The following is a 20,111-nucleotide window of genomic DNA, read 5'->3' on the forward strand; positions in this document are numbered from 1 at the left end:
CGGCTTCGGTGCCAGGGGCGGCGATCTCGGGGTCGGCGGCGGCTCCGTGCGCGGTGACATCGGCGTCGCCTTCGGCGCCGGGGTCGGCTGCGGGTTTCACGTCCGGTGCGGTGACCGGGACGTCGAGATCGGCGGTCGTGGCCGGGCCGGTCGCCTTCTCGGCAGCGTCGGAGCCCGGGGCCCCGGAGCCGGCGGCTTCGGCACCCGCGCCGGTGTCGGTGGCCTCGCTGTTCTCGGCCGACCGGGGCTTCGCCGCTGCGGACCCGGTTTCGGTCGTGGCGTCTGCCGGAGCTGCTACGGCTTTCCCGGTCGCGGCCGGAGCTTCTGCGGCCCTTCCTGTCGCGGCCGGGGCAGCTGCGGCTTTCCTGGCTTTGGCGGGAGCCTCTACGGCCTTTCCGCTCGCGGCCGGAGTCGCTACGGCTTTCCCGGCCTCGATGGGAGCCTCTGCGGCCCTTCCGGTCACGGCCGGAGCCGCTGTGGCTGCTGCGGCTTTCCCGGTCGCGGCCGCAGCCGCTACGACCTTCCCGGCCTCGGCCGGAGTCCCCACGACTCGCCCGGTCCCGATCCTGGCGGCTTCCGCCCGCTCGGGCGCGGCGGTCTCGGAAGGCTCGACCTCGGCCTTCACCCCGGCCCCGCCCGGTATCGCTATCGCGTCGCCGGGCGTCGGCTCCCTGTCTACGTCGATGCCGACGCCGTCGGTGTCGACGTCCGGCGGCGGAACCTGGCCATCGGCTGCCCCGGCCGTGTTCGGTGACTGGCGTGTGCTCGTGTGCTGAGGCAACCCGAAGGTCCTTCCATGAGGAGCCCGTAGTCGGAGTGGCGGCCCGTTAGGACCTGGCCGGCCAGACCCTCGCTGGGGAGGCAGGGCCGCCTTCATTCCGTACGAGTTGCCTCGTGCGCCCGTTCACGGAACTGGGCAAACACCCGGCAAACGGCTTATCACCGTTCCGTCACGCGCCCCCAACCGCCGTGAGCAGCGCCAGCGGAGCCGCCGCCGACCTGGACTCCCGCACGCACGCGTGCGGGTACGGAACCGGCTCCGGGTGGGTGTCGCGGCCGTAGCCCGCGAGGACCTCGGGGAGCCGGTGGCCGGCCGCCGTCGCCGCGTCGACCAGCGCGTGCGCGACCGTACGGGCCTCGTCGTGCAGGCCGTAGCGCGAGAGGCCCAGCGTGATCAGCGCGTTGTCGTGCGGCCAGACCGAACCCCGGTGGTAGGAGAGCGGGTGGTACGCAGCCTGGCCGGAGGCGAGCGTGCGGACGCCCCAGCCGGAGAAGAAGTCCGGCTCCAGGAGCCTTCGGCCGACGAGTTCGCCGTACTCCTTGTCGAGGAGCCCGGACCACAGCAGATGCCCCGCGTCGGACGCCAGCGCGTCGACCTGGCGGCCCTCCCCGTCCAGCGCCAGCGCCGGGAAGGAGTGGTCCCGCATCCAGAAGTCCTGCTGGAAACGGTCCCGCAGATCGGCCGCGGCCTGCTCCAGGAGGGCCGCGTACGTCTCGTCCTCCCACACCGTCCGCGCCACCCACGCGGTGCGGCGCAGCGCGTCGTACGCGTACCCCTGGGCCCCCGCCGCCATCACGGGACCGCTTGCGCGGGTGCCGTCGGCCCCGCAGATGGCGCCGGGGGAGTCCTTCCAGTTCTGGTTGGCCAGGCCGCCCTGGTCCGCGCGGTAGACCAGATAGCCACGCGAGGTCAGGCCGCCGTGGTCGAGCATCCAGCCCACCGCCGCACGGGCGTTGGACTCCAGACGCCGGGCGAGTGCCGTGTCACCGGTCTGCTCGACATACGCGCCGAGCAGCACGAGGAACAGCGGGGTCGCGTCGACCGAGCCGTAGTAACGCCCGTACGGCACCTGCCCGAAGTGCGCCAGCTCGCCGTGCCGCACCTCGTGCACGATCTTGCCGGGCTGCGACACCGACTCGGGGCCGACCGCCGTCGCCTGGGTCGCGGCGAGTGCGGGCAGTGTGGCGGCGGCGAGTTGGGGGCGGTAGGGGAGGGCGAACAACGACGTCAGTAGCGCGTCCCTGCCCAGCAGGGTCAGGAACCAGGGCGCGCCCGCCGCCGGTACGCGCAGCTCCTCGCCGTCGAGGCCCGTCGCCGGAACCTGGAGCGAGGCCAGGTCCGACAGGCCCCGCGCGCAGGCGGCGGCCAGCTCCGGCCAGCCGGTGGGGAAGGAGACGCCCTGGACGTACTCGCCCTCCAGCGCGAGGAGTTGCTCGTTCAGCGCGGACGGGGAACGCGGTACCCGCAGCGCCCGCTTGTCGCCGTGCGGGCGGGCCATCACGCGCAGCGCCAGCTCGGCGGTGCCGTGCGGTTCGAGGTCCAGGGTCCACACCATGCGGCGGGCGCCGGTGCCGGTCTCCTCGACGCCGTCGGGGGCGGGCTCGGCCGTGACCGTCGTGCAGGATCGCCATTCGCCGCGCTGGTAGGCGAACTCCACGCCGTCGTCGAGGACTTGGCGGGAGCGGGTGGCTCCGGTCTTCGCGTAGGTGCGGTAGTCGGAGCGGAGTTCGAACTGGTCGGTGAAGTCGGCGTCCGCGGTGACCGCGAGCCGGACCGTGGTCGGCACCGGCCGGTTGCTGGTCACCTTCAGCGACTCGACGAACGAGCCGTCGCCGACGGCCTGTTCACGGAAGAGCGTGTGCGCGGGCGGCTCCTGGCGGCCACCGCGCGGGACCAGGACACAGCGCGCCATGTCCCCGTCGGCCACCGGTGTCAGTGCCTCCGGCACCGCGCCGTCGACCGTCAACTGCCAGCGGCTCAGGTGCCGGGCGTCCCGTACGAATAACCCGTCCGGGGAACTGCCGCCCCGTACGCCGCTGATGTCCCCGCCGTCGCCCACGGCTGCGAACGTCCCGCCGTGCACGAGCAGATGATGCCGGTCCGTCATCCCCGGTCCCCTCCCTTGACTCTCTTGGCGCCCTTGGCTTCCGTGCCGTTCACTTCTGTGCCACGCATGTCGAACGTGCCGAGACCCGTGCCGGACACGCCGTGCCCGGGGGGCTCGTGAAGCAGATCGAGGGTCAGTGCGGCGGTCCAGCTGAAGCCGGTCGCGCCGCACGCCTCGCCGTCGTACGGGTCGACGTACTCGGCGAAGTCGGTGGCGGCGGCCGTCTCCAGGACGGCGTCGCGCAGTGCCTCCGCCCGCGTCCGCTCGCCGTGCAGCCGCAGGCCGCGCTCCAGCAGCCAGCTCGTGTTGAACCAGGCCGGGCCGCGCCAGTACCGGTGCGGATCGAAGGCCTCGCCCAACAGGTCGTAGCTGGGCGGGAGTTGAGTGGTGTCCCCGAGCCCGAAGTGCGGTCCGGACGCCGTACGGACGAGGGCCGCGGCGATGTCCCGGGGCAGGTCGGGGAGAAGGAGGGGGATCAGGCCGGAGACGCTCCGCTCGGGGATCAGTCCCTCGCCCCGGACGTCACGGCAGAAGAACATGCCCTCGGCCGGATCCCACAGCCGCTCGATCAGGACGCCGGTGAGGCGCTCCGCGCGGGCGTGCCGGGCCGTGCCGGTCGCGCCCAACTCCCGTGCGATCCGGGCCAACGCGTGCTCGGAGGCGATGAGCAGGGCGTTGAAGGACGGGTCCTCCACCGCGAACTCGCTTGCCCCGTCGGCGTATTGGCCGTCGCGGTAGTCCGTCGCGAGCCGCACGTAACGGCCGTAGTCGAGGTCCGTGGGCCGGTCCTCGGCGGCCCCGTGGTCGAGGTCGGCGCGGCGGAAGGAGCGGGCCGGGGCGGGCGTGACGCGACTCAACGGGGCGTCCCAGCAAGGGCTGTTGTCCATACCCTGTTCCCAGGGGTGCACGACGGACGCGAGCCCGCCCCCGCCCAGGTCGCGCCGGTGCAGCAGATAGCGGTGCCAGGCGGCCAGCCGGGGGTAGACACCGGCCAGGAAGCCGCGCGCGCGGGAGAGGCCCGGGTCCGCGCAGTGCACCAGCCACGCCGCCAGCGCGTGCACCGGTGGCTGCACGATGCCCGAGGTCTGTACGGTGCGCGGGGCGCCCGCGGTGTGGCCCGCGGTCGAGGAGCGCCAGAAGTCGGGGCTCGGGAAGTACGCGTCGAGCGGTACGGAGGGGTTGAAGACGATGTGCGGGATCCGGCCGTCGCCCCACTGGGCGGCGAGCAGCGTCTCCAGCTCCGTCTGCGCCCGCAGCGGTGAGAGGTGCCGCAGACCGATCGCGATGAACGCGGAGTCCCAGGACCACTGGTGCGGATACAGACCGCGCGAGGGGACCGTTGAGGCTCCCGTCCAGTTCGCTTCCAGTACGGCAGCCGCCCTGAGGTGCAGGGAACCTGACAAGGACGGCGGATCGTATACGAGGTGGTGCTCCACGGGGAGGGCTGTGAGCTGGGCAGTGCGATCCACTCGGGACTCCACGAAACACATCGTGCCGACCGGTTCGGTCATGGCTACCGTAGGGTTACGTCTATTTAACACGCAAAACTCAATATGTAATGCAGGGTTGAGAAACACAAGGGGGTGCGCATGACGGGAAGAGGTCAAGGGAGCGCCGGAGATCTGCTCGAACTGGTGCGCACCGGGCGCGCCACGACCCGAGGCGCCCTCCAGCAAGTGACCGGACTCTCCCGCGCGACCGTCGGCCAGCGCCTGGACCGGCTCTTCCGCGCGGGCTGGCTGCGCGAGGGCGCGGGCGGCCCCGTGGACTCCCCGCTGGGCGGCAGACCCTCCATCACCCTCGAGTTCGACGACGCCCACGCCGTGGTCCTCGCGGCGGACCTGGACACCCGCCACGCGCGCGCGTGCGTCCTCTCGCTCAGCGGCGAGATCCTCGCGGAGCACGGCGGCACGCTGGTCATCGAGGACGGCCCGGACGCCGTACTGGGTGAACTCGGCCGCTGGTTCGCCGAGTTGCTGGAGAAGGCCGGACATCAGGCGTCCGAGGTCTGCGGGATCGGTCTCGCGGTCCCCGGCCCGGTCGACACCGACACCGGCCGGGTCGTCCAGCCGCCGATGATGCCCGGCTGGGACGGCTACGACATAAGAGGCCGCCTGGCCCGCGCCTTCACCGAGCACACCGGCGCCCCCCGGGTCCCGGTCCTCGTCGACAACGACGCCAACCTCATGGCCTACGGCGAACAGCGCACCGGCCACCCCGACTGCCAGGCCTTCGTCCTGGTCAAGGTCTCGACCGGTATCGGCGCCGGAGTCGTCGTCGGCGGCTCCATCTTCCGGGGCATCGACGGCGGCGCGGGCGACATCGGCCACATCCGGATCCCGGCGGGCGCGCAGGCACTGTGCCGGTGCGGGTCCTACGGCTGTCTCGCCGCCGTCGCCAGCGGTGGCGCCGTCGCGCGACGGCTGGCCGAGACCGGGGTGCCGGCCGCCTCCGGCTCGGACGTACGGGACCTGCTGGCTTCGGGGCACCCGGGGGCGGCCGCGTTCGCCCGCGAGGCGGGACGGCAGGTCGGGGACGTCCTGGCGACCGTGGTGACGCTGCTCAACCCCGGGGTCCTGATGATCGCGGGAGACCTGGCCGGCACCTCCTTCCTGACGGGCGTACGGGAGCTGCTGTACCAGCGGGCGCTGCCGCGCTCCACCGCTCATCTGCACGTACTGACCTCACGGCTCGGCGAGCGGGCCGGTCTGGTGGGGGCGGGCGCGCTGGTCGTGGAGTACCTGTACGCGCCGGAGCGGGTCGAGGAGCGGCTGCTCGCGCTGGGCATGTGACGTTCACATTTCCACCCGGAGACTCGTCCGCATGGTGAAATCTCGCCGGGTGTGGAAGCGTGATTCTCACCACCTTTGATAGGGGTGGCGCTCAGGTGAGCGGATCTTGGGCGGCTGCACTTCTCCAAGGGGTGGCACTGGGTGCCACCCTCTGATCGTTCATCGATCGAAAACAGGCGAGCGCGCAACCCGCTCAGGTGAGCGGAAAGTGCGGCAGATGGGTCCGCCCGCGTTCAAGAAGTGAAAACATCCGACGGTGTTCGCTTGCCGAGCTTTGACTTTCGATCCGCTGGCGGACGACTGGTTACGGACGCATGACATGCAAGTGGACGTACCCAGGCGCCTTCGATCTGGGTATGTTCCTGGCCGTCAGGGCAGCCACCCGCGTCCCGAGGAGTCGAGACCCGTGTCGGAAAACAAAGAACCCCACGTAGCGAAGTTCGTCTATGACTTCACCGAGGGAAACAAGGACCTCAAGGACCTTCTCGGCGGCAAGGGTGCCAACCTCGCCGAGATGACGAACCTGGGCCTTCCCGTGCCCCCCGGCTTCACCATCACCACCGAGGCGTGCAAGACCTACCTCGACAGTGGCGAGGAGCCGGCGGCACTGCGTGACGAGGTGAGTGCACACCTCGACGCGCTGGAGTCGACGATGGACAAGAAGCTGGGGCAGGCCGACAACCCCCTCCTCGTATCGGTCCGTTCCGGGGCGAAGTTCTCCATGCCCGGCATGATGGACACCGTCCTGAACATCGGCCTCTCCGACAAGTCCGTGCAGGGCCTGGCGAAGCAGGCCGGCGACGAGCGCTTCGCGTGGGACTCGTACCGCCGCCTCATCCAGATGTTCGGCAAGACCGTCCTCGGCGTCGACGGCGACCTCTTCGAGGAGGCCCTCGACAAGGCCAAGGAGGCCAAGAAGGTCACGGTCGACACCGAACTGGACGCGGCCGACCTGAAGAAGCTGGTCACCCGCTTCAAGCGGATCGTCAAGACCGAGGCGGGCCGCGACTTCCCGCAGGACCCGCGTGAGCAGATGGACCTCGCCATCCACGCGGTCTTCGACTCCTGGAACACCGACCGCGCCAAGCTCTACCGCCGCCAGGAACGCATCCCGCACGACCTCGGCACCGCCGTCAACGTCTGCTCGATGGTCTTCGGCAACCTCGGCCCCGACTCCGGCACGGGCGTCGCCTTCACCCGCGACCCCGCCAGCGGCCACCAGGGCGTCTACGGCGACTACTTGCAGAACGCGCAGGGCGAGGACGTGGTGGCGGGCATCCGCAACACCGTCCCGCTCGCCGAGTTGGAGCAGATCGACAAGAAGTCGTACGACCAGCTCATGCAGATCATGAAGACCCTGGAGAACCACTACAAGGATCTCTGCGACATCGAATTCACCATCGAGCGCGGCCAGTTGTGGATGCTGCAGACGCGGGTGGGGAAGCGCACGGCGGGTGCGGCGTTCCGTATCGCCACGCAGTTGGTGGACCAGGGCCTCATCGACGAGGCGGAGGCCCTCCAGCGGGTCACCGGTGCCCAGTTGGCGCAGCTGATGTTCCCGCGCTTCGACGAGGACGCGAAGGTCCAGCAGGTCGGCCGGGGCATCGCGGCCTCGCCGGGCGCTGCGGTCGGCAAGGCGGTCTTCGACTCGTACACGGCGGTGAAGTGGTCGCGTTCGGGCGAGAAGGTCATCCTGGTCCGCCGCGAGACCAACCCCGACGACCTCGACGGCATGATCGCGGCGGAGGGCATTCTGACCAGCCGGGGAGGGAAGACCTCGCACGCGGCCGTCGTGGCGCGCGGCATGGGCAAGACGTGCGTCTGCGGCGCGGAGGAGCTTGAGGTCGACACCAAGCGCCGCCGGATGGTCGTGCCGGGTGGACACGTCGTCGAGGAGGGCGACGTCATCTCCATCGACGGTTCCAGCGGCAAGGTGTACCTCGGTGAGGTCCCGGTCGTCCCGTCCCCGGTCGTGGAGTACTTCGAGGGCCGCATGCACGCGGGCGCGGACGACGCCGACGAACTGGTCGAGGCGGTCCACCGGATCATCGGATACGCGGACCGCGTACGGCGGTTGAGGGTGCGCGCCAACGCGGACAACGCCGAGGACGCGCTGCGCGCCCGCCGCTTCGGCGCCCAGGGCATCGGCCTGTGCCGCACGGAGCACATGTTCCTCGGCGACCGCAGGGAGCTGGTGGAACGCCTGATCCTGGCGGATACGGAGGCCGAACGAGAGGAATCCCTGAAGGGCTTGTTGCCGCTCCAGAAGGCGGACTTCGTCGAGCTCTTCAAGGCGATGGACGGACTCCCGGTGACGGTCCGCCTGTTGGACCCCCCGCTGCACGAATTCCTCCCGGACATCACGGAGTTGTCGGTCCGGGTTGCGCTAGCAGAATCCCGCCAGGAGTCCCACGAGAACGACCTCCGCCTCCTCCAGGCGGTCCACCGCCTGCACGAGCAGAACCCGATGCTGGGCCTGCGGGGCGTACGCCTGGGCCTGGTCATCCCCGGCCTGTTCACGATGCAGGTGAGGGCGATCGCCGAGGCGGCGGCGGAACGCAAGGCGGCGAAGGGCGACCCGCGCGCCGAGATCATGATCCCGCTCGTCGGCACGGTCCAGGAGCTGGAGATCGTCCGCGAGGAGGCCGACCAGGTCATCGCGGAGGTGGAGGCGGCGACGGGCACGTCCCTGAAGCTGTCGATCGGCACGATGATCGAACTCCCGCGCGCGGCACTGACGGCGGGCCAGATCGCGGAGGCGGCGGAGTTCTTCTCCTTCGGCACGAACGACCTCACCCAGACGGTGTGGGGCTTCAGCCGCGACGACGTGGAGGCCTCGTTCTTCACGGCCTACCTGGAGAAGGGCATCTTCGGAGTCAGCCCCTTCGAGACGATCGACAGGGACGGTGTCGGTTCCCTGGTGAAGCTCGCGGCGAAGGCCGGCCGCGAGACCCGCCCGGACCTGAAGCTGGGCGTCTGCGGCGAACACGGCGGCGACCCCGAGTCGGTCCACTTCTTCCACGAGGTCGGGCTGGACTACGTCTCCTGCTCACCGTTCCGGATCCCGGTGGCGCGGCTGGAGGCGGGGCGGGCGGCTTCGGTGGCGCAGGGGAGCGATCACCGGTAGGCCGTAGGTACGTAGGTACGACCACTGAACGCCGGAACCGTCGCTTGTCCCCGACCCTCACCGATGGGCGACGGTTCCGGATCACGAAGGAGGGGCGGCATCCTGTGCGGGGATGCTGCCCCTCTGTGCTGCCTGCGGAGAGCTGTCGTGCTCTGCGCGTGCGGCGCATGCGGCCTGTCGACTCCGCTGCTCGCGCGGTTCCGTTGTGAGGTACGGGCGAGGATCATTCGCACCGTGGACGATGTGCGAGACGGCGTCATCGGTGTGTGGCGGGTCGGCTGGTCCGGCCGGCTCCTGGGCTACGTACTGGCTGCCGGCCCGGGGTGCGGGGCGTTGTCCGTCTGGCTGGGCGTGCTCTCCCACCCGGACGCGCAGTCCGCGGGCGCTGCGGGGATCGCTACGGCCGTCGCGCTGGGGTTCTGGCTCTTCGCCTGGTGGGGGCTGCTGCGCGTACGCCTGGAACTCGCGACGGACATGATCGTCATGGTGAATCCCTGGGGCACCCAACGTCTCCCGTGGTCGCGTGTCAGCGCGGTGAGCCTCGGCAATTGGGGTGCGCTGTTCCACACGACGGACGGGTTCACGTACACGGCGTACGCCCTGAGTGATCTGGCGGGTGGGACTCGCCAGGACGAGCGGTTCGCGGATGTGCGGCGGATCGTTGAGGATCGACTCCGCAGTGGACAACCGCTTTAGGGGTTCGATCAGAATTCTGCTGCGGCCGACGCATGCCCGTTGGCCGCCTCGGTACCCCGCTTCGGCCCCGATCTCGCGCCACATAACCGTAAATGGCGAAATACAGGGGCCTGTCCATGGATAGTCCACGGCATGCCTGCCAGTGCGGACACGGCTCAAGCTCGGCGTCGCCGATGTTGCTGGACTTCCGGCAGCAGGAACCCTCTCCCGCTCTGCGGCCTGGAGGTTCGCGGTCAGGACATCAGGCGGTAGCCGCTGCCTCAACTTCTGCTCTGAACTTCGCTATTCCACGAGTCGAAGAGCAGGCCGCGAGTCATTCTGCTCGACATGAAGCTAAAGATGAAGCGGATCGCCTTCACTGTGGTCCTCATCCTGACAGTTGTCGGATATGTTCTACTGCTGTGGCGTGGCCCCTGGTGGGTTGACGGCGCCCACGTCCGTAGCAAAAACCTGCAACCCGCCGACGGCGTTGTCATCACCGGCTTCCGCACCATGCTCGTCGCCCTCGGCGTAGGGGCGGTAGCCGCTATCACCCTGTATTACACCCATCGCAACCACGTCTTGGCGCTGCAGCAATACGAGCAGGTACAGCACCAGTTCGCTCACACACAGGACCGTGATCGACAACAGGCTGAACTAACCCGTGAGGGTCAGGTCACTGAACGGTACGTTGAAGCGATCAAGCTCCTGGCGTCGAAGAGCTTAACTGAGAGACTCGGCGGCATCTACGCGCTTGAACGCATCATGAGGGACTCTGAGAAGGATCACGCGACCGTTGTCGAAGTGCTGGCGGCATTTATCCGAGAGCGCGCTGCGACTAGAGATGAAGAAGGCCCTGACAGGTTGGACGCCAGACCCGACGAGGACGTTCAGGCTGCGCTCACTGTCCTTGGGCGGCGACCGATCCGCAGCGAGGAACCCAGCTACATCGATCTTCGTAACACGGATCTCCGCGGCGCAGACCTAAGCGATGCCAAGCTCGATCGTTTCGACCTACGAAACGCCAGACTCCAGCGTGCTCACTTCGCTCGATCATCTCTACGAGATGCAGTCTTTCAGGGTGCCGTGCTCCATGAGGCTGACCTATCCTTCGCGCATCTTGACGGCGCGATATTCTACGGAGCGGACATGGGGAAGTCCGCGCTGTGGCAGGCCAGTGCGACGAATTCCATCTTCTCCTACGTCAACATGGAGGGGGCTCGGTTGAGGGACGCCACGCTTCAGGGCGCTGCTTTCCTTCACACTCGCCTGATGCTCACTGACCTCCACAATGCCAACCTAGCGGACGTCATGTTGAAGGACGTAGATCTGTCTCAGACGGAAGGCCTGCGGATCGAACAACTCGCCGCTGCAATATTGTCTGAGATAGAACATCTTCCCCCGGGGATGAGCTTCGACGAGATTGAGATGGCCAAGGGGAGTGTTGTCTCGCTCCGACGCTCAGCGAGGAAAGGGGAGCGTACGAATAACGTGGGAGACGACGGATAACCGATGCGGTCAACGTGCGGCTGGCCTAGCGCTTCAAACCATGCCGCCGTGCCTGTGGCCGGGGTTGCCCGACGGATTGGCAACTCGCCCGAGGTGATCCACCGCGTCCACGAAGGGTGTTCGTAGGAGGCGGTCATGAAGTTTCGGCACTCCGGCGCAGCGTTGAGAGGCGGGACGAGTGGATAGGCTCCAGGTCAGTTTGCTTGCCCCGAGTGAATTCCACATCAGTCACAGCGCCAAAATATTTGTCGGGTCCTTTGACTGACACCTTTCGAACGTTGCGCTGTTTGAACGCAAGTTCCGCTCGAATCTGTGCCGTAAGTTCTACGCATACAGAATGCGTGGCCTTATAGGTGCGCTGAAGCTCACCATTGGCTTCGTTGTACTTAACCGGATCTCTTCCGTAATGAATTACGCACTTCATGATCAGCCAAGACCAACCGGAAAGTGTTGCTAGCCACAAATAGAAGAGGTACCTGGCCTCGTCGGACGCAAATGAATCTACGCGCGCGGTGAATTCCTTCCACTCTTCCGATTCTAGGTCGCGTGCCAGTAGCTGCACACCTTCAGGCGGGGCATCGTCGGATTGTGTGGCGAACCCTTCAGGAGTCGGTCGACGGGTAGGGTCTAGATCCTGCGTCGCTCGCAAGATCTCAGTGTATGTGTCTGTTCGTTTCTCCCACATTTTTGTTGTAAGTTCGCGTTGACCTACTTCCTTGCTGGCCCTGTGCGAGAAAAGCACTGCGGCAGCTGCAATTACGAGTGTTGCTGCTTGAGATATGTATGGAAGGGCATCAGATAGGAAGTCGACCATGGTCCCCCGATTCGTCATGGCGGCGTGGAGCTGCAATGACGTTACCCGGGCCCATCTACCGTTGAAACGCACCCGTGTTCGCTTACACATAAGGTCTGTGGGGCGACTTTGGCCTGGAGCTGCTTTGGCGCGAGTGATCATGGCCCCGTAAGCTTCCGGCGAGTCGGGCAGTCTATTGACCTGCCCGTTAAAGCCCGACGTTGGGGCCATGATCTTCGAGGCGTGCTGATGATCACGGAACTGGTGACCAACGCCAACCGCTACGGGCGAGCCGGCGACCCGTGGCTTGTGCGGTGGAATGGTTCCGGGAGGGCGCTTCGCTCAGGGGTGAGGTCCACAACCCTGGATTCCCGGCGAACGTACGGTTGCGGCACCCATATGCCAGCGATGCGCATGGGCGCGGGCTGCTGCTGGTCGACTCCATCGCCGAGTCGTGGCACTCCCGGCCCAGTCGCTTCGGCGGCACGAGCGTCTCCTTCGTGGTGGCCGATGCCTGGCCGGCTTGTAGAGGCGCCTGGGTTCTTTTCTGTATGCACTGCCGCTAGTCCGGTTGACCAGTTGACTTGGCCAATACCGACAGGCGGCGGCGTTGATGGCGTATGACGTGGAGGCGCCGAAGTACGTTCGCCTGGCGCAGACCTTCAGGGGCGCATCGAGGACGGCGCATACGCCCCCGGAACCCGCGTGCCCAGTGAAAACCAACTGGTGCAGGCTTTCGGAATGTCCCGCCCGACCGTCGTCCGGGCCCTGGAGTTGCTGAAGCATGACGGCTGGCTGGAGTCGCGGCAGGGGTAGCAACTGGGGCGCGGCCTTGGGCTGATGTGGTTCTCACCTGCTGCAACGGTTCGCAGACGCCCGCACCTGTCCGCCGCACTTCGCCTGCGTTGTCACGCAATTAGACACTCACGGCCCCAGTGATGGGGCTCGTTGAAAACGACCACCCCATGCTCCGGTATGGCCCCACACCTGCTCGGTAGATCTCCCCACCCATGCGGTACCTGACTTGCGGACGGGCGCCACAACGGAGGGGGCGCCCGATAGACAGCCAGGTCCAGTAGCAGGATCAGGTCGACGCGGCGTTGGTCAGGTCGCCGAACGTGTGCCGGTTGGCGCTCCCGGAGGGCATGGCGTGGGGTTCTCCAGGTGCCGACATCCCTTCCGCTCGGCACCGGCGAGAACGAATTCGGCCCCGGCACTTCGCAACGAGGTGCCGGGGCCGCCGCAGGTCTGGGTCAGACCACGTAGTCGAACCACTTGCACGTGGTGTCGTCGAGCGTGGTGACGGTGTAGACGGCGGCACCAGTGCCGGAGTAGCTGAGGTACGAGTGGTTCTGGTTCTGCAGGTACTTGCCGTCGGCCGTCCAGAACTGTCCGCTGCGGCCGTTCCCGCACGGCGCCGCGTAGACGTCGTTCGACGCGGCTCCGGAGTCGGTCGTGAGGCAGCCACCGTTGGCGTTGCTCACCAGTCGCTTCATGGTGTGCCCATTCCACTGGTTCGACTCCGTGCCCCAGTGCCAGACGGGGCCCGCGCCAGAGCCGCAGTCGTCCGCCCAGACCCTGTTGCTCGCGGTCGACCCGTTGAGACACTTCAGGTTGTTGGCATCGCTGATGAAAATCCAATCGGCTCCCGCTGCGGATGCAGGGGTCAGAGCGCCGGCGACGCTCAGCATGAAGGCGGCGATTCCCATGGGCAGAGCCAGCCTCTTCGAGGCTTTACGAGAAGTCATGATCGCCAGAGTCCCTGTATCCCGTGAACTACCTATAAACCAAGCATGAATTGAGCACGGCAACGCATTCCCGGAGTCGCGTCCGGCGGCCTTCGGGATCGGCAGTGGCAGAGCAGCCGGCCGGGGCACGGGCGGGTCGGACCGTCCAGAGTGGGCGGAGCCCGGCGCGGAGTGTCGCCGAAGGCGCCCTTGACCGGCCGGCACGGCCCCCGCACTCCATGAGCGGGCGGCCCCGGCCGACAAGGCACTCGACGCTCGCTGAAACTCCCCACTCGGTTGAACGCCGGGGCGAGTGGGGACACGCGCAGCACTGGTCGATTTCAGAGATCCCCACCAAAGCCGCGAAGGCTCGAAGAGCCCCCAGTGCTAACTGCTGTGCACGGCCCAGGCGTCGATGAGAACCATCATCAGGACCCACAGGGCTGCGACACCGAAGACGGAACGTTTGACCAGTCGGGTCCGGTGCCGCACCACGGTGGTGAGTTGTTCTGGGTCCCTGCCGTCAGGTCGTGGGTAGTCCCGCCACCGGCCTGTTCCTATCCAGACTGCCGCCAAAGCCACGGCGATCCAGACAGTCCACTCTCCTAGCCGTTCACCCAGTTCGTACAGCGTCATCTGTAGACCCCCCCTGTCCCCAGCACACAGGGACCCTACTGCCGTCGCGGGACAGTACTTCGGTGGGGCCGGTTGCCGATTCGAGCCGGACACTTCTGAACCGCCCCACAGCTCGTGGCGTACGGCCGGCGCCGGCTCACGGAAGGCACCGCCGGTGAATGGCGCGCTGCTGCCTGTCGACGTCGACACGATCCAACGCACGTACAGGTCGGCGCTGTTGAGCATCAGCCTGCCGGCCGGAGATGTGTTGGCGGACACCTGCAACTCCTGGCATCGGAGGTACGGCTCACGCCTTCAGCGTCGGTCACGTCTTATCGGTCGATCCCGTCGGCGTAGAAGAAGAGTCACTCGCAAGCAACCCCGTCCCCGTCCCGGTCAAGGTGGGAGTCGTAACCGGGATCGCCCCGGTAGAGAGGCGTGACACCGGCGGCGCGCGCCGCGGTGCAGTTCGCGTAGTAGGTGCTGCCGCCGGAGTCGGACCCGCTGTCGTCGGACCCGGAACCCGAACCGGAGCCGCTTCCCGCCTCCGCCTCCGCCGTCACCGTCTTGGTGACCTTGACGGTCTTCGTCGCGGTCACCGTAGGCGCGGGGGACGGGGCCGCCGTCTCCGTCGCGGTCGCCGTGACCGTCATCGTCGGCTGCGGGCTGGCGGCCGCCGGCTTCGCGTCCGCCGTCGTGTTCTTCTTCGTGTCCTGGCCGGAGGCGCCGATACCCGCGCCTATGAAGAGGGCCAGCGCGAGGGCCGGGAGCACATACCGCTTGCGGGCCCAGCGGGGTGTGGGGCGGTCCGGCTGGGGAGCCGGTGGTACGGGTGGCATCGCGTACGGATGGGTCATCTCGTCCCCCTGTGTCTGGTGTGGCCTGGAACGTAACGCCGGGACGGGAAGGGCGAAGGGGGAGTGACCAACCTGTGATGGTCCGTGACGGGCAGGTCACTCGGCGTGGGGGCGGCGGGGCCCGTCCGGCTCTCGTACGCTCTTCGTGCGCCGGGGTTCGCGCGTCGACGGAAGGAGCCGCCCATGTCCGGTTGGAACGAGAAGGCCGTGCCCGATCAGCGCGGCCGGGTCGCCGTGGTCACCGGGGCCAACAGCGGGATCGGGTACGTCACCGCGCGGGAGCTGGCGCGTAAGGGCGCCCGGGTCGTACTCGCCTGCCGGAGCGCCGTAAGAGGCAGTGCGGCCGCCGACCGGATCGTCGCCGAAGTGCCGGGCGCCGAGGCCCAGTTCGGGCGGCTGGACCTCGGGGACCTGTCCTCCGTACGGGAGTTCGCGGCCACGTTCCCGTACGAGCGGCTCGATCTGCTCGTCAACAACGCGGGCGTCATGGCGATGCCGTACGGCACGACCGTGGACGGTTTCGAGACGCACTTCGGTGTCAATCATCTCGGGCACTTCGCGCTGACCGGGCTGCTGCTGCCGGCCCTGCTCGACGCGCCGGACGCCCGGATCGTCACCGTCTCGAGCTTCATGCACACGCTCGCCAACATCGACATCGACGACCTCAACAGCGGGCGACGATACGGCCGTTGGACCGCCTACTCCCGCTCCAAGACCGCCAATCTGCTCTTCACGCACGAGCTGGCGCGGCGGCTCGCGGCGGCGGGTTCGGGGGTGGTCGCCACCGCCGCCCATCCCGGGTACGCCGCCACCAACCTTCAGGCCGCCGGGCCGAGGGTGGAAGGGCGCAAGGGTGCCGAGCGGGTCATGGAGCTCGGCAATCGCGTCTTCGCGCAGTCCGCGGAGGCCGGCGCGCTGCCCTCCCTCTACGCGGCGACCGCGCCGGACGTACGCCCCGATTCCTTCTACGGTCCGCGAGTTGCGATGTGGCGCGGGGCACCGGCCCGCTCCTGGCGGGCCCCGTGGACCCTCAACGACGCGATGGCGCAACGACTTTGGGCGGCCTCGGAGGAGCTGACGGGGGTCGTGTACGACCAACTCAAGCCGTGAGCCTCCTGGCTGCCGGACTTCAGGCCGTCGCTCCGCTGTCCACCACCAGGTCCGTGCCCACCACCGACGCCGCGTCGTCCGAGGCCAAGTAGAGGACCGCGGCGGCGATTTCGGCCGTGGCGGAGATACGGCCGAGGGGGAGCGTGGCCCGTACGCGTTCGGCGCGGTCGGTCTCCGTCTCGCCGGGGCGCAGGGACATGGGGGTGTCGGTGGCGCCGGGGCTGACCACGTTGATACGGACGCCCTCGCGGATGTGGTCCACGGCGGCGCCCTTGCTGAGCACGGCGACCGCGGCCTTGGACGCGGCGTAGGCGGCCGCCCCGGGGCTGCTGGTGTGCACGCCGAAGGTGGACGCGACGTTGACGATCGCGCCGCCGGACGGTTGGGTCCGCATCCGCGCGATCTCGGCGCGCAGGGCGAGGAACACGCCGGTCACGTTGATGTCGAGCTGGGTGCTCCAGTCCTCCTCGGTGAGGTCGGCGAGGGGGCGCCCGCCCCGGAAGACGCCCGCGTTGTTGACGGCCACGTCGAGCGAGCCGTACCGCTCGACGGCCGCCCGCACCAGCGCGTCCGCGTCGGCGGCCTTCGATACGTCCGCGCTCACGGCCAGGGCTTTCCCGCCCCGGGCCTCGATCAGGGCGAGGGTCTCGTCCAGCGGCCCCCTTCGCCGCCCGGCGACGACGACATTCGCCCCCTCCGCCGCGAACGCGAGGGCGATCGCCCGCCCGATGCCGGACCCGGCCCCGGTGACGAGGGCGGTCCTGCCGGAGAAGCGGTTGCTGGAGCGGTTGCTCATGAACGAGCCTCTTTCTAGAACGATCGGTTCGGTATGGGGACATGGAAAGGTGCCCTGCGCCACCCGAGGCCTCAGTCGAGCAGCGTCAACGCCTGCTCCGCCGCGTCCCGCACCCGCGCCGGGTCCCCGGACGCCCGGCCGACCACCCGCAGCCCCTGCAGCAGCACCAGCAGCATGCGCGCGAGGGTGAGCGGATCGCGGTCGGCGGGCAACTCGCCCTGCGCCTGCGCCCGCACCAACGCCGAGCGCAGTACGGCCTCCAGCTGGTCCCAGTTGCGCTCGACCAGCCGGGTCGCGGCCCTGTCGTGCGGGGCCAGTTCGGCGGCCGTGTTGGTCACCAGGCAGCCCAGCGGCCGTAGTTGCTCGTCCGCCGCCTCGGCCGCGTACCGCCGTACGACCGCTCGTACGGGCGGTAGTGCGGGGCCCGGCTGGGACAACTCCCGCACCATCGGCGTGAGTCCGGCGCGGTCGTAGCTCTCCAGTGCTTTCAGATACAGCTCGTGCTTGCTGCCGAAGGTCGCGTAGATGCTGGCCCGGCCGATACCGAGGTGCTCGACGAGATCGGACATCGACGTCGCCTCGTAGCCGCGCCGCCAGAACAGCTCCAGGGCTGCCCGCAGCGCGGCCTCGGGGTCGAACTCCTTGGTCCTGGCCATGCGTCGCAGCCTAGATCCATTTGGAACGAGCAGTCAAGAAAGCGTGGTCAGGGCGACCGGTCCCGCCGCAACGCCCCCACCAGCAGTTCGGTGAACTGTGCCGCCGGCCACGACGGCCGCCGTCCCGTCGCCGTCTGCACCTGCGCCTCGCGCTGCCGGAACACCGGGTGGTCGACGGGGACGTGGGCCACGCCCTCGGTCGCCGTGTCCTGCCCGATGTCGCCGAGGTCCCCGACCAGGGCGAGGCCGCCCCCGGCGCGGACGAACTCGTACTGCGGGGCGAGGCTGTCGCAGACCAGCGCGGGACGGACCGTGATCCCCTCCAACTGGGCGCCGATGTCGAAGAGTTCACGCTGACTGGTGCCCGGCGAGGCCAGGGCGAGCGGGTAGGCGCAGAGGTCGGCGAGGCCGATGCGGTCGCGGCCGGCGAGTTCATGCCCGAGCGGGACGATCGCGGCCACCGGGACCACGACCGCGCATTCGACACGGACGTCGTGCTGCGGGCCCATCGTGTACGTGACGGCGACATCGGCGAGCCCCTCGACCACGCGGCGCGTCGCCTCCTGGCGGTCGACCACGTCCACACGGAAGGCAAGATCGGGGTGCTCGCGGCGGAAGTCGGCCACCGCCCGTGGCACCAGCCGGCGCGCGAACCCCTCCGAGCAGGCGACGGCGACACTGCGTGCCTGCGCTCCCCGCCCCGTCCTCAACTCCTCGAGCAGCGTGGTCGATTCGGTCTCGGTACGGCGGGCGTGGGCCAGCAGCCGGGAGCCCGCCTCGGTCAGGGTCATCCCGCGCGGATGCCGGGCGAACAGCGGGACCCCGATGCCGGACTCCAGCTTGGCGACCTGCCTGCTGATCGCCGAGGGCGCCACATTGAGCGCGTTCGCCGCCTCGGTCACCGAGCCGGTGCGGGCGACCTCCAGGAAGTAGGCGAGGTTCACCGGCAGGAGTTGCACAAGGTCCCCCTCTGGTCACATGGTCCGTTGCCGAAATCAGAACGCATCGCGTCACAAACGGCAATGGTCGCACGCCGGAATCCGCCCTACTCTGCTGGAACGGCGAGACAGCACCGCCCGGCCGACCCCGCCCGTCCTGGAGAGATCTGCCCGTGATCCCTGAGAAACTGGCCCGTAAAGCCGAGGAGTTCGTCGACTCGGGTGCCTTCTTCACCGAGCTGGCCACCATGGTCGCGTACGCCACGGAGAGTTCCCGGCCGGAGGGTCGCCTTGCCGTTGAGGCATACCTCGACGAGGTGCTGGCCCCGGCCCTGACCGCCCTCGGCTGCGAAGCCGTCCGGTACGACAACCCCGATCCGGCGGGCGGCCCCTTCCTGGTCGGCACCCGCGTCGAGTCCCCCGACCTGCCGACCGTGCTCGTCTACGGCCACGCGGATGTCGTCGAGGGCCAGGCGGGCCGGTGGAGCGAGGGCCGCGACCCGTGGACGCTGAGCGCCGAGGGCGAACGCTGGTACGGACGCGGCGCCGCCGACAACAAGGGCCAGCACCTGGTCAATCTCACCGCCCTGCGTCTCCTCCTCGCCGACCAGGGCGAGTTGGGCTTCAACCTGACCTTCCTGCTGGAGTCCGGCGAGGAGATCGGCTCGCCCGGACTGGCCGAATTCGCCGCGGCGCACCGGGAGTTGCTGCGCGCCGATGTGCTCGTCGCCTCGGACGGACCACGTCTGGACGCCACCACCCCGACCCTCTTCCTCGGCGCGCGCGGCGGCCTGCAACTCCAACTCACCGCGGATCTACGGCCGGACGCCTACCACTCCGGCAACTGGGGCGGCCTGCTGCGCAACCCCGCGACCACCCTCGCCGGCGCCGTCGCGACCCTGGTCGACGGCCACGGCCGCATCCGCGTACCGGAGTTGCTGCCGCCCGCGATCCCCGCGGCGGTCCGCGAGGCACTCGCCGGTGTCGAGGTGGCCGCCTCGCCCGGCGACCCGGTGCCGGACGAGGGCTGGGGCGAGCCCGGACTGACCGCCGCCGAACGGCTCTACGCCTGGAACACCCTCGAAGTCCTCGCCCTCGGCGCGGCCGACGCCGAACGGCCGGTCAACGCGATCCCCGGCACGGCCCGCGCGGTCCTCCAACTCCGGTACGTAGTAGGCACCGACGTCGACACGGCCGCCGAGACCGTCGCCCGGCACCTGGCCGCGCACGGATACCCGATGGTCGACGTCCGCGTCCTCGGCAGCTTCGCCGCGAGCCGCACCCCGCTCGACGACCCATGGGTCCGCTGGACCCGGACCACGCTGGAAGAGGTCACGGGCGGCCCGGTCGCCGTACTCCCCAACATCGGCGGCTCGCTGCCCAACGCCGTCTTCACCGACATCCTCGGCCTGCCGACCCTCTGGCTGCCCCACTCCTACCCCGGCTGCCTCCAACACGCCCCCGACGAACACCTGTTGGCGTCCATCGCCCGCGAGGGCCTGGTCCTGGCGACCGGCCTGTTCCACACGCTTGGCCACCCGCCCACGGACCGGCCGCTCCCCACGCACACATAGCACTCGAGTCTCGGCACCCGCACCCCGTCCGGCACACCCCTCCCCAACACCCGC

14 protein-coding genes and 3 pseudogenes are annotated in these 20,111 nt (G+C 68.9%); 8 read left to right on the forward strand and 9 right to left on the reverse strand.

Going from position 1 to position 20,111, the window contains the following annotated elements:
- The 3 genes and pseudogenes from SSP08S_RS58140 to SSP08S_RS07440 form a co-directional block, all read right to left on the reverse strand.
- A pseudogene (locus SSP08S_RS58140) lies at positions 1-781 on the reverse strand (hypothetical protein); the annotation flags it as partial.
- 169 nt (positions 782-950) lie between these two features.
- The gene (locus SSP08S_RS07435; RefSeq protein ID WP_019066949.1) at positions 951-2,888 is read right to left on the reverse strand and encodes an amylo-alpha-1,6-glucosidase; all 1,938 of its coding nucleotides are present in this window, start codon (positions 2,886-2,888) and stop codon (positions 951-953) included.
- Complete coding sequence (locus SSP08S_RS07440; protein WP_245607842.1) at positions 2,885-4,357, reverse strand: MGH1-like glycoside hydrolase domain-containing protein; 1,473 nt, start codon at positions 4,355-4,357, stop codon at positions 2,885-2,887. Before SSP08S_RS07440 ends, SSP08S_RS07435 begins: the two co-directional genes overlap by 4 nt.
- 120 nt (positions 4,358-4,477) lie before the next feature.
- On the opposite strand from SSP08S_RS07440, the gene SSP08S_RS07445 reads away from it, so the two are divergent.
- From SSP08S_RS07445 to SSP08S_RS07460, 4 genes are all read left to right on the forward strand, one after another.
- Positions 4,478-5,680 (forward strand): ROK family protein, encoded by a 1,203-nt coding sequence (locus SSP08S_RS07445; RefSeq protein ID WP_026178272.1) that lies wholly within the window; start codon positions 4,478-4,480, stop codon positions 5,678-5,680.
- A 406-nt stretch (positions 5,681-6,086) separates the two neighbouring features.
- Positions 6,087-8,807, forward strand: a complete 2,721-nt coding sequence (gene ppdK / locus SSP08S_RS07450; RefSeq protein WP_019066952.1) for a pyruvate, phosphate dikinase — start codon at positions 6,087-6,089, stop codon at positions 8,805-8,807.
- A 234-nt stretch (positions 8,808-9,041) separates the two neighbouring features.
- Positions 9,042-9,503: a PH domain-containing protein gene (locus SSP08S_RS07455; protein ID WP_245607843.1), complete on the forward strand. Its 462-nt coding sequence runs from the start codon at positions 9,042-9,044 to the stop codon at positions 9,501-9,503.
- A gap of 327 nt (positions 9,504-9,830) precedes the next feature.
- Entirely contained in the window at positions 9,831-10,991 is a 1,161-nt protein-coding gene (locus SSP08S_RS07460; protein WP_019066954.1) for a pentapeptide repeat-containing protein, read from the forward strand.
- A 133-nt stretch (positions 10,992-11,124) separates the two neighbouring features.
- Here SSP08S_RS07460 and SSP08S_RS61630 read toward each other — a convergent pair whose 3' ends face one another.
- Positions 11,125-11,640, reverse strand: coding sequence for a hypothetical protein (locus SSP08S_RS61630; RefSeq protein ID WP_158697141.1), 516 nt, complete (start codon positions 11,638-11,640; stop codon positions 11,125-11,127).
- 339 nt (positions 11,641-11,979) lie between these two features.
- Here SSP08S_RS61630 and SSP08S_RS63265 point away from each other — a divergent pair.
- Together SSP08S_RS63265 and SSP08S_RS64455 are read left to right on the forward strand one after the other, a co-directional pair.
- Positions 11,980-12,350 (forward strand): annotated as a pseudogene (locus tag SSP08S_RS63265) (ATP-binding protein).
- A 47-nt stretch (positions 12,351-12,397) separates the two neighbouring features.
- A pseudogene (locus SSP08S_RS64455) lies at positions 12,398-12,597 on the forward strand (GntR family transcriptional regulator); the annotation flags it as partial.
- A gap of 440 nt (positions 12,598-13,037) precedes the next feature.
- On the opposite strand, the gene SSP08S_RS61635 reads toward SSP08S_RS64455, so the two are convergent.
- Positions 13,038-13,280 carry an RICIN domain-containing protein gene (locus SSP08S_RS61635; protein ID WP_158697142.1) on the reverse strand — a complete coding sequence of 81 codons (243 nt, stop codon included), beginning with the start codon at positions 13,278-13,280 and terminating at the stop codon, positions 13,038-13,040.
- A gap of 1,211 nt (positions 13,281-14,491) precedes the next feature.
- Positions 14,492-14,983: an excalibur calcium-binding domain-containing protein gene (locus SSP08S_RS07480; RefSeq protein ID WP_026178274.1), complete on the reverse strand. Its 492-nt coding sequence runs from the start codon at positions 14,981-14,983 to the stop codon at positions 14,492-14,494.
- A gap of 183 nt (positions 14,984-15,166) precedes the next feature.
- Here SSP08S_RS07480 and SSP08S_RS07485 point away from each other — a divergent pair, with 183 nt between their 5' ends.
- A complete protein-coding gene (locus SSP08S_RS07485; protein WP_019066959.1) occupies positions 15,167-16,093 on the forward strand; it encodes an oxidoreductase in 927 nt (308 codons plus the stop codon).
- A gap of 19 nt (positions 16,094-16,112) precedes the next feature.
- Here the strand turns inward: SSP08S_RS07485 and SSP08S_RS07490 are convergent, their stop codons facing one another.
- The 3 genes from SSP08S_RS07490 to SSP08S_RS07500 all read right to left on the reverse strand — a co-directional run bounded on the left by SSP08S_RS07490 (position 16,113) and on the right by SSP08S_RS07500 (position 18,504).
- On the reverse strand, positions 16,113-16,889 hold the full coding sequence (locus tag SSP08S_RS07490) for an SDR family NAD(P)-dependent oxidoreductase (RefSeq protein WP_019066960.1): 777 nt from the start codon (positions 16,887-16,889) through the stop codon (positions 16,113-16,115).
- Between the two features lie 71 nt (positions 16,890-16,960).
- Positions 16,961-17,545, reverse strand: a complete 585-nt coding sequence (locus SSP08S_RS07495; RefSeq protein ID WP_019066961.1) for a TetR/AcrR family transcriptional regulator — start codon at positions 17,543-17,545, stop codon at positions 16,961-16,963.
- Positions 17,546-17,592: 47 nt separating this feature from the next.
- The gene (locus tag SSP08S_RS07500) at positions 17,593-18,504 is read right to left on the reverse strand and encodes a LysR family transcriptional regulator (protein WP_019066962.1); all 912 of its coding nucleotides are present in this window, start codon (positions 18,502-18,504) and stop codon (positions 17,593-17,595) included.
- Positions 18,505-18,656: 152 nt separating this feature from the next.
- On the opposite strand from SSP08S_RS07500, the gene SSP08S_RS07505 reads away from it, so the two are divergent.
- Positions 18,657-20,057: a M20 family metallopeptidase gene (locus SSP08S_RS07505; protein ID WP_019066963.1), complete on the forward strand. Its 1,401-nt coding sequence runs from the start codon at positions 18,657-18,659 to the stop codon at positions 20,055-20,057.
- Positions 20,058-20,111: the final 54 nt, after the last annotated feature.

Source organism: Streptomyces hokutonensis (assembly GCF_000376565.1).
GTDB lineage: Bacteria > Actinomycetota > Actinomycetes > Streptomycetales > Streptomycetaceae > Streptomyces > Streptomyces hokutonensis.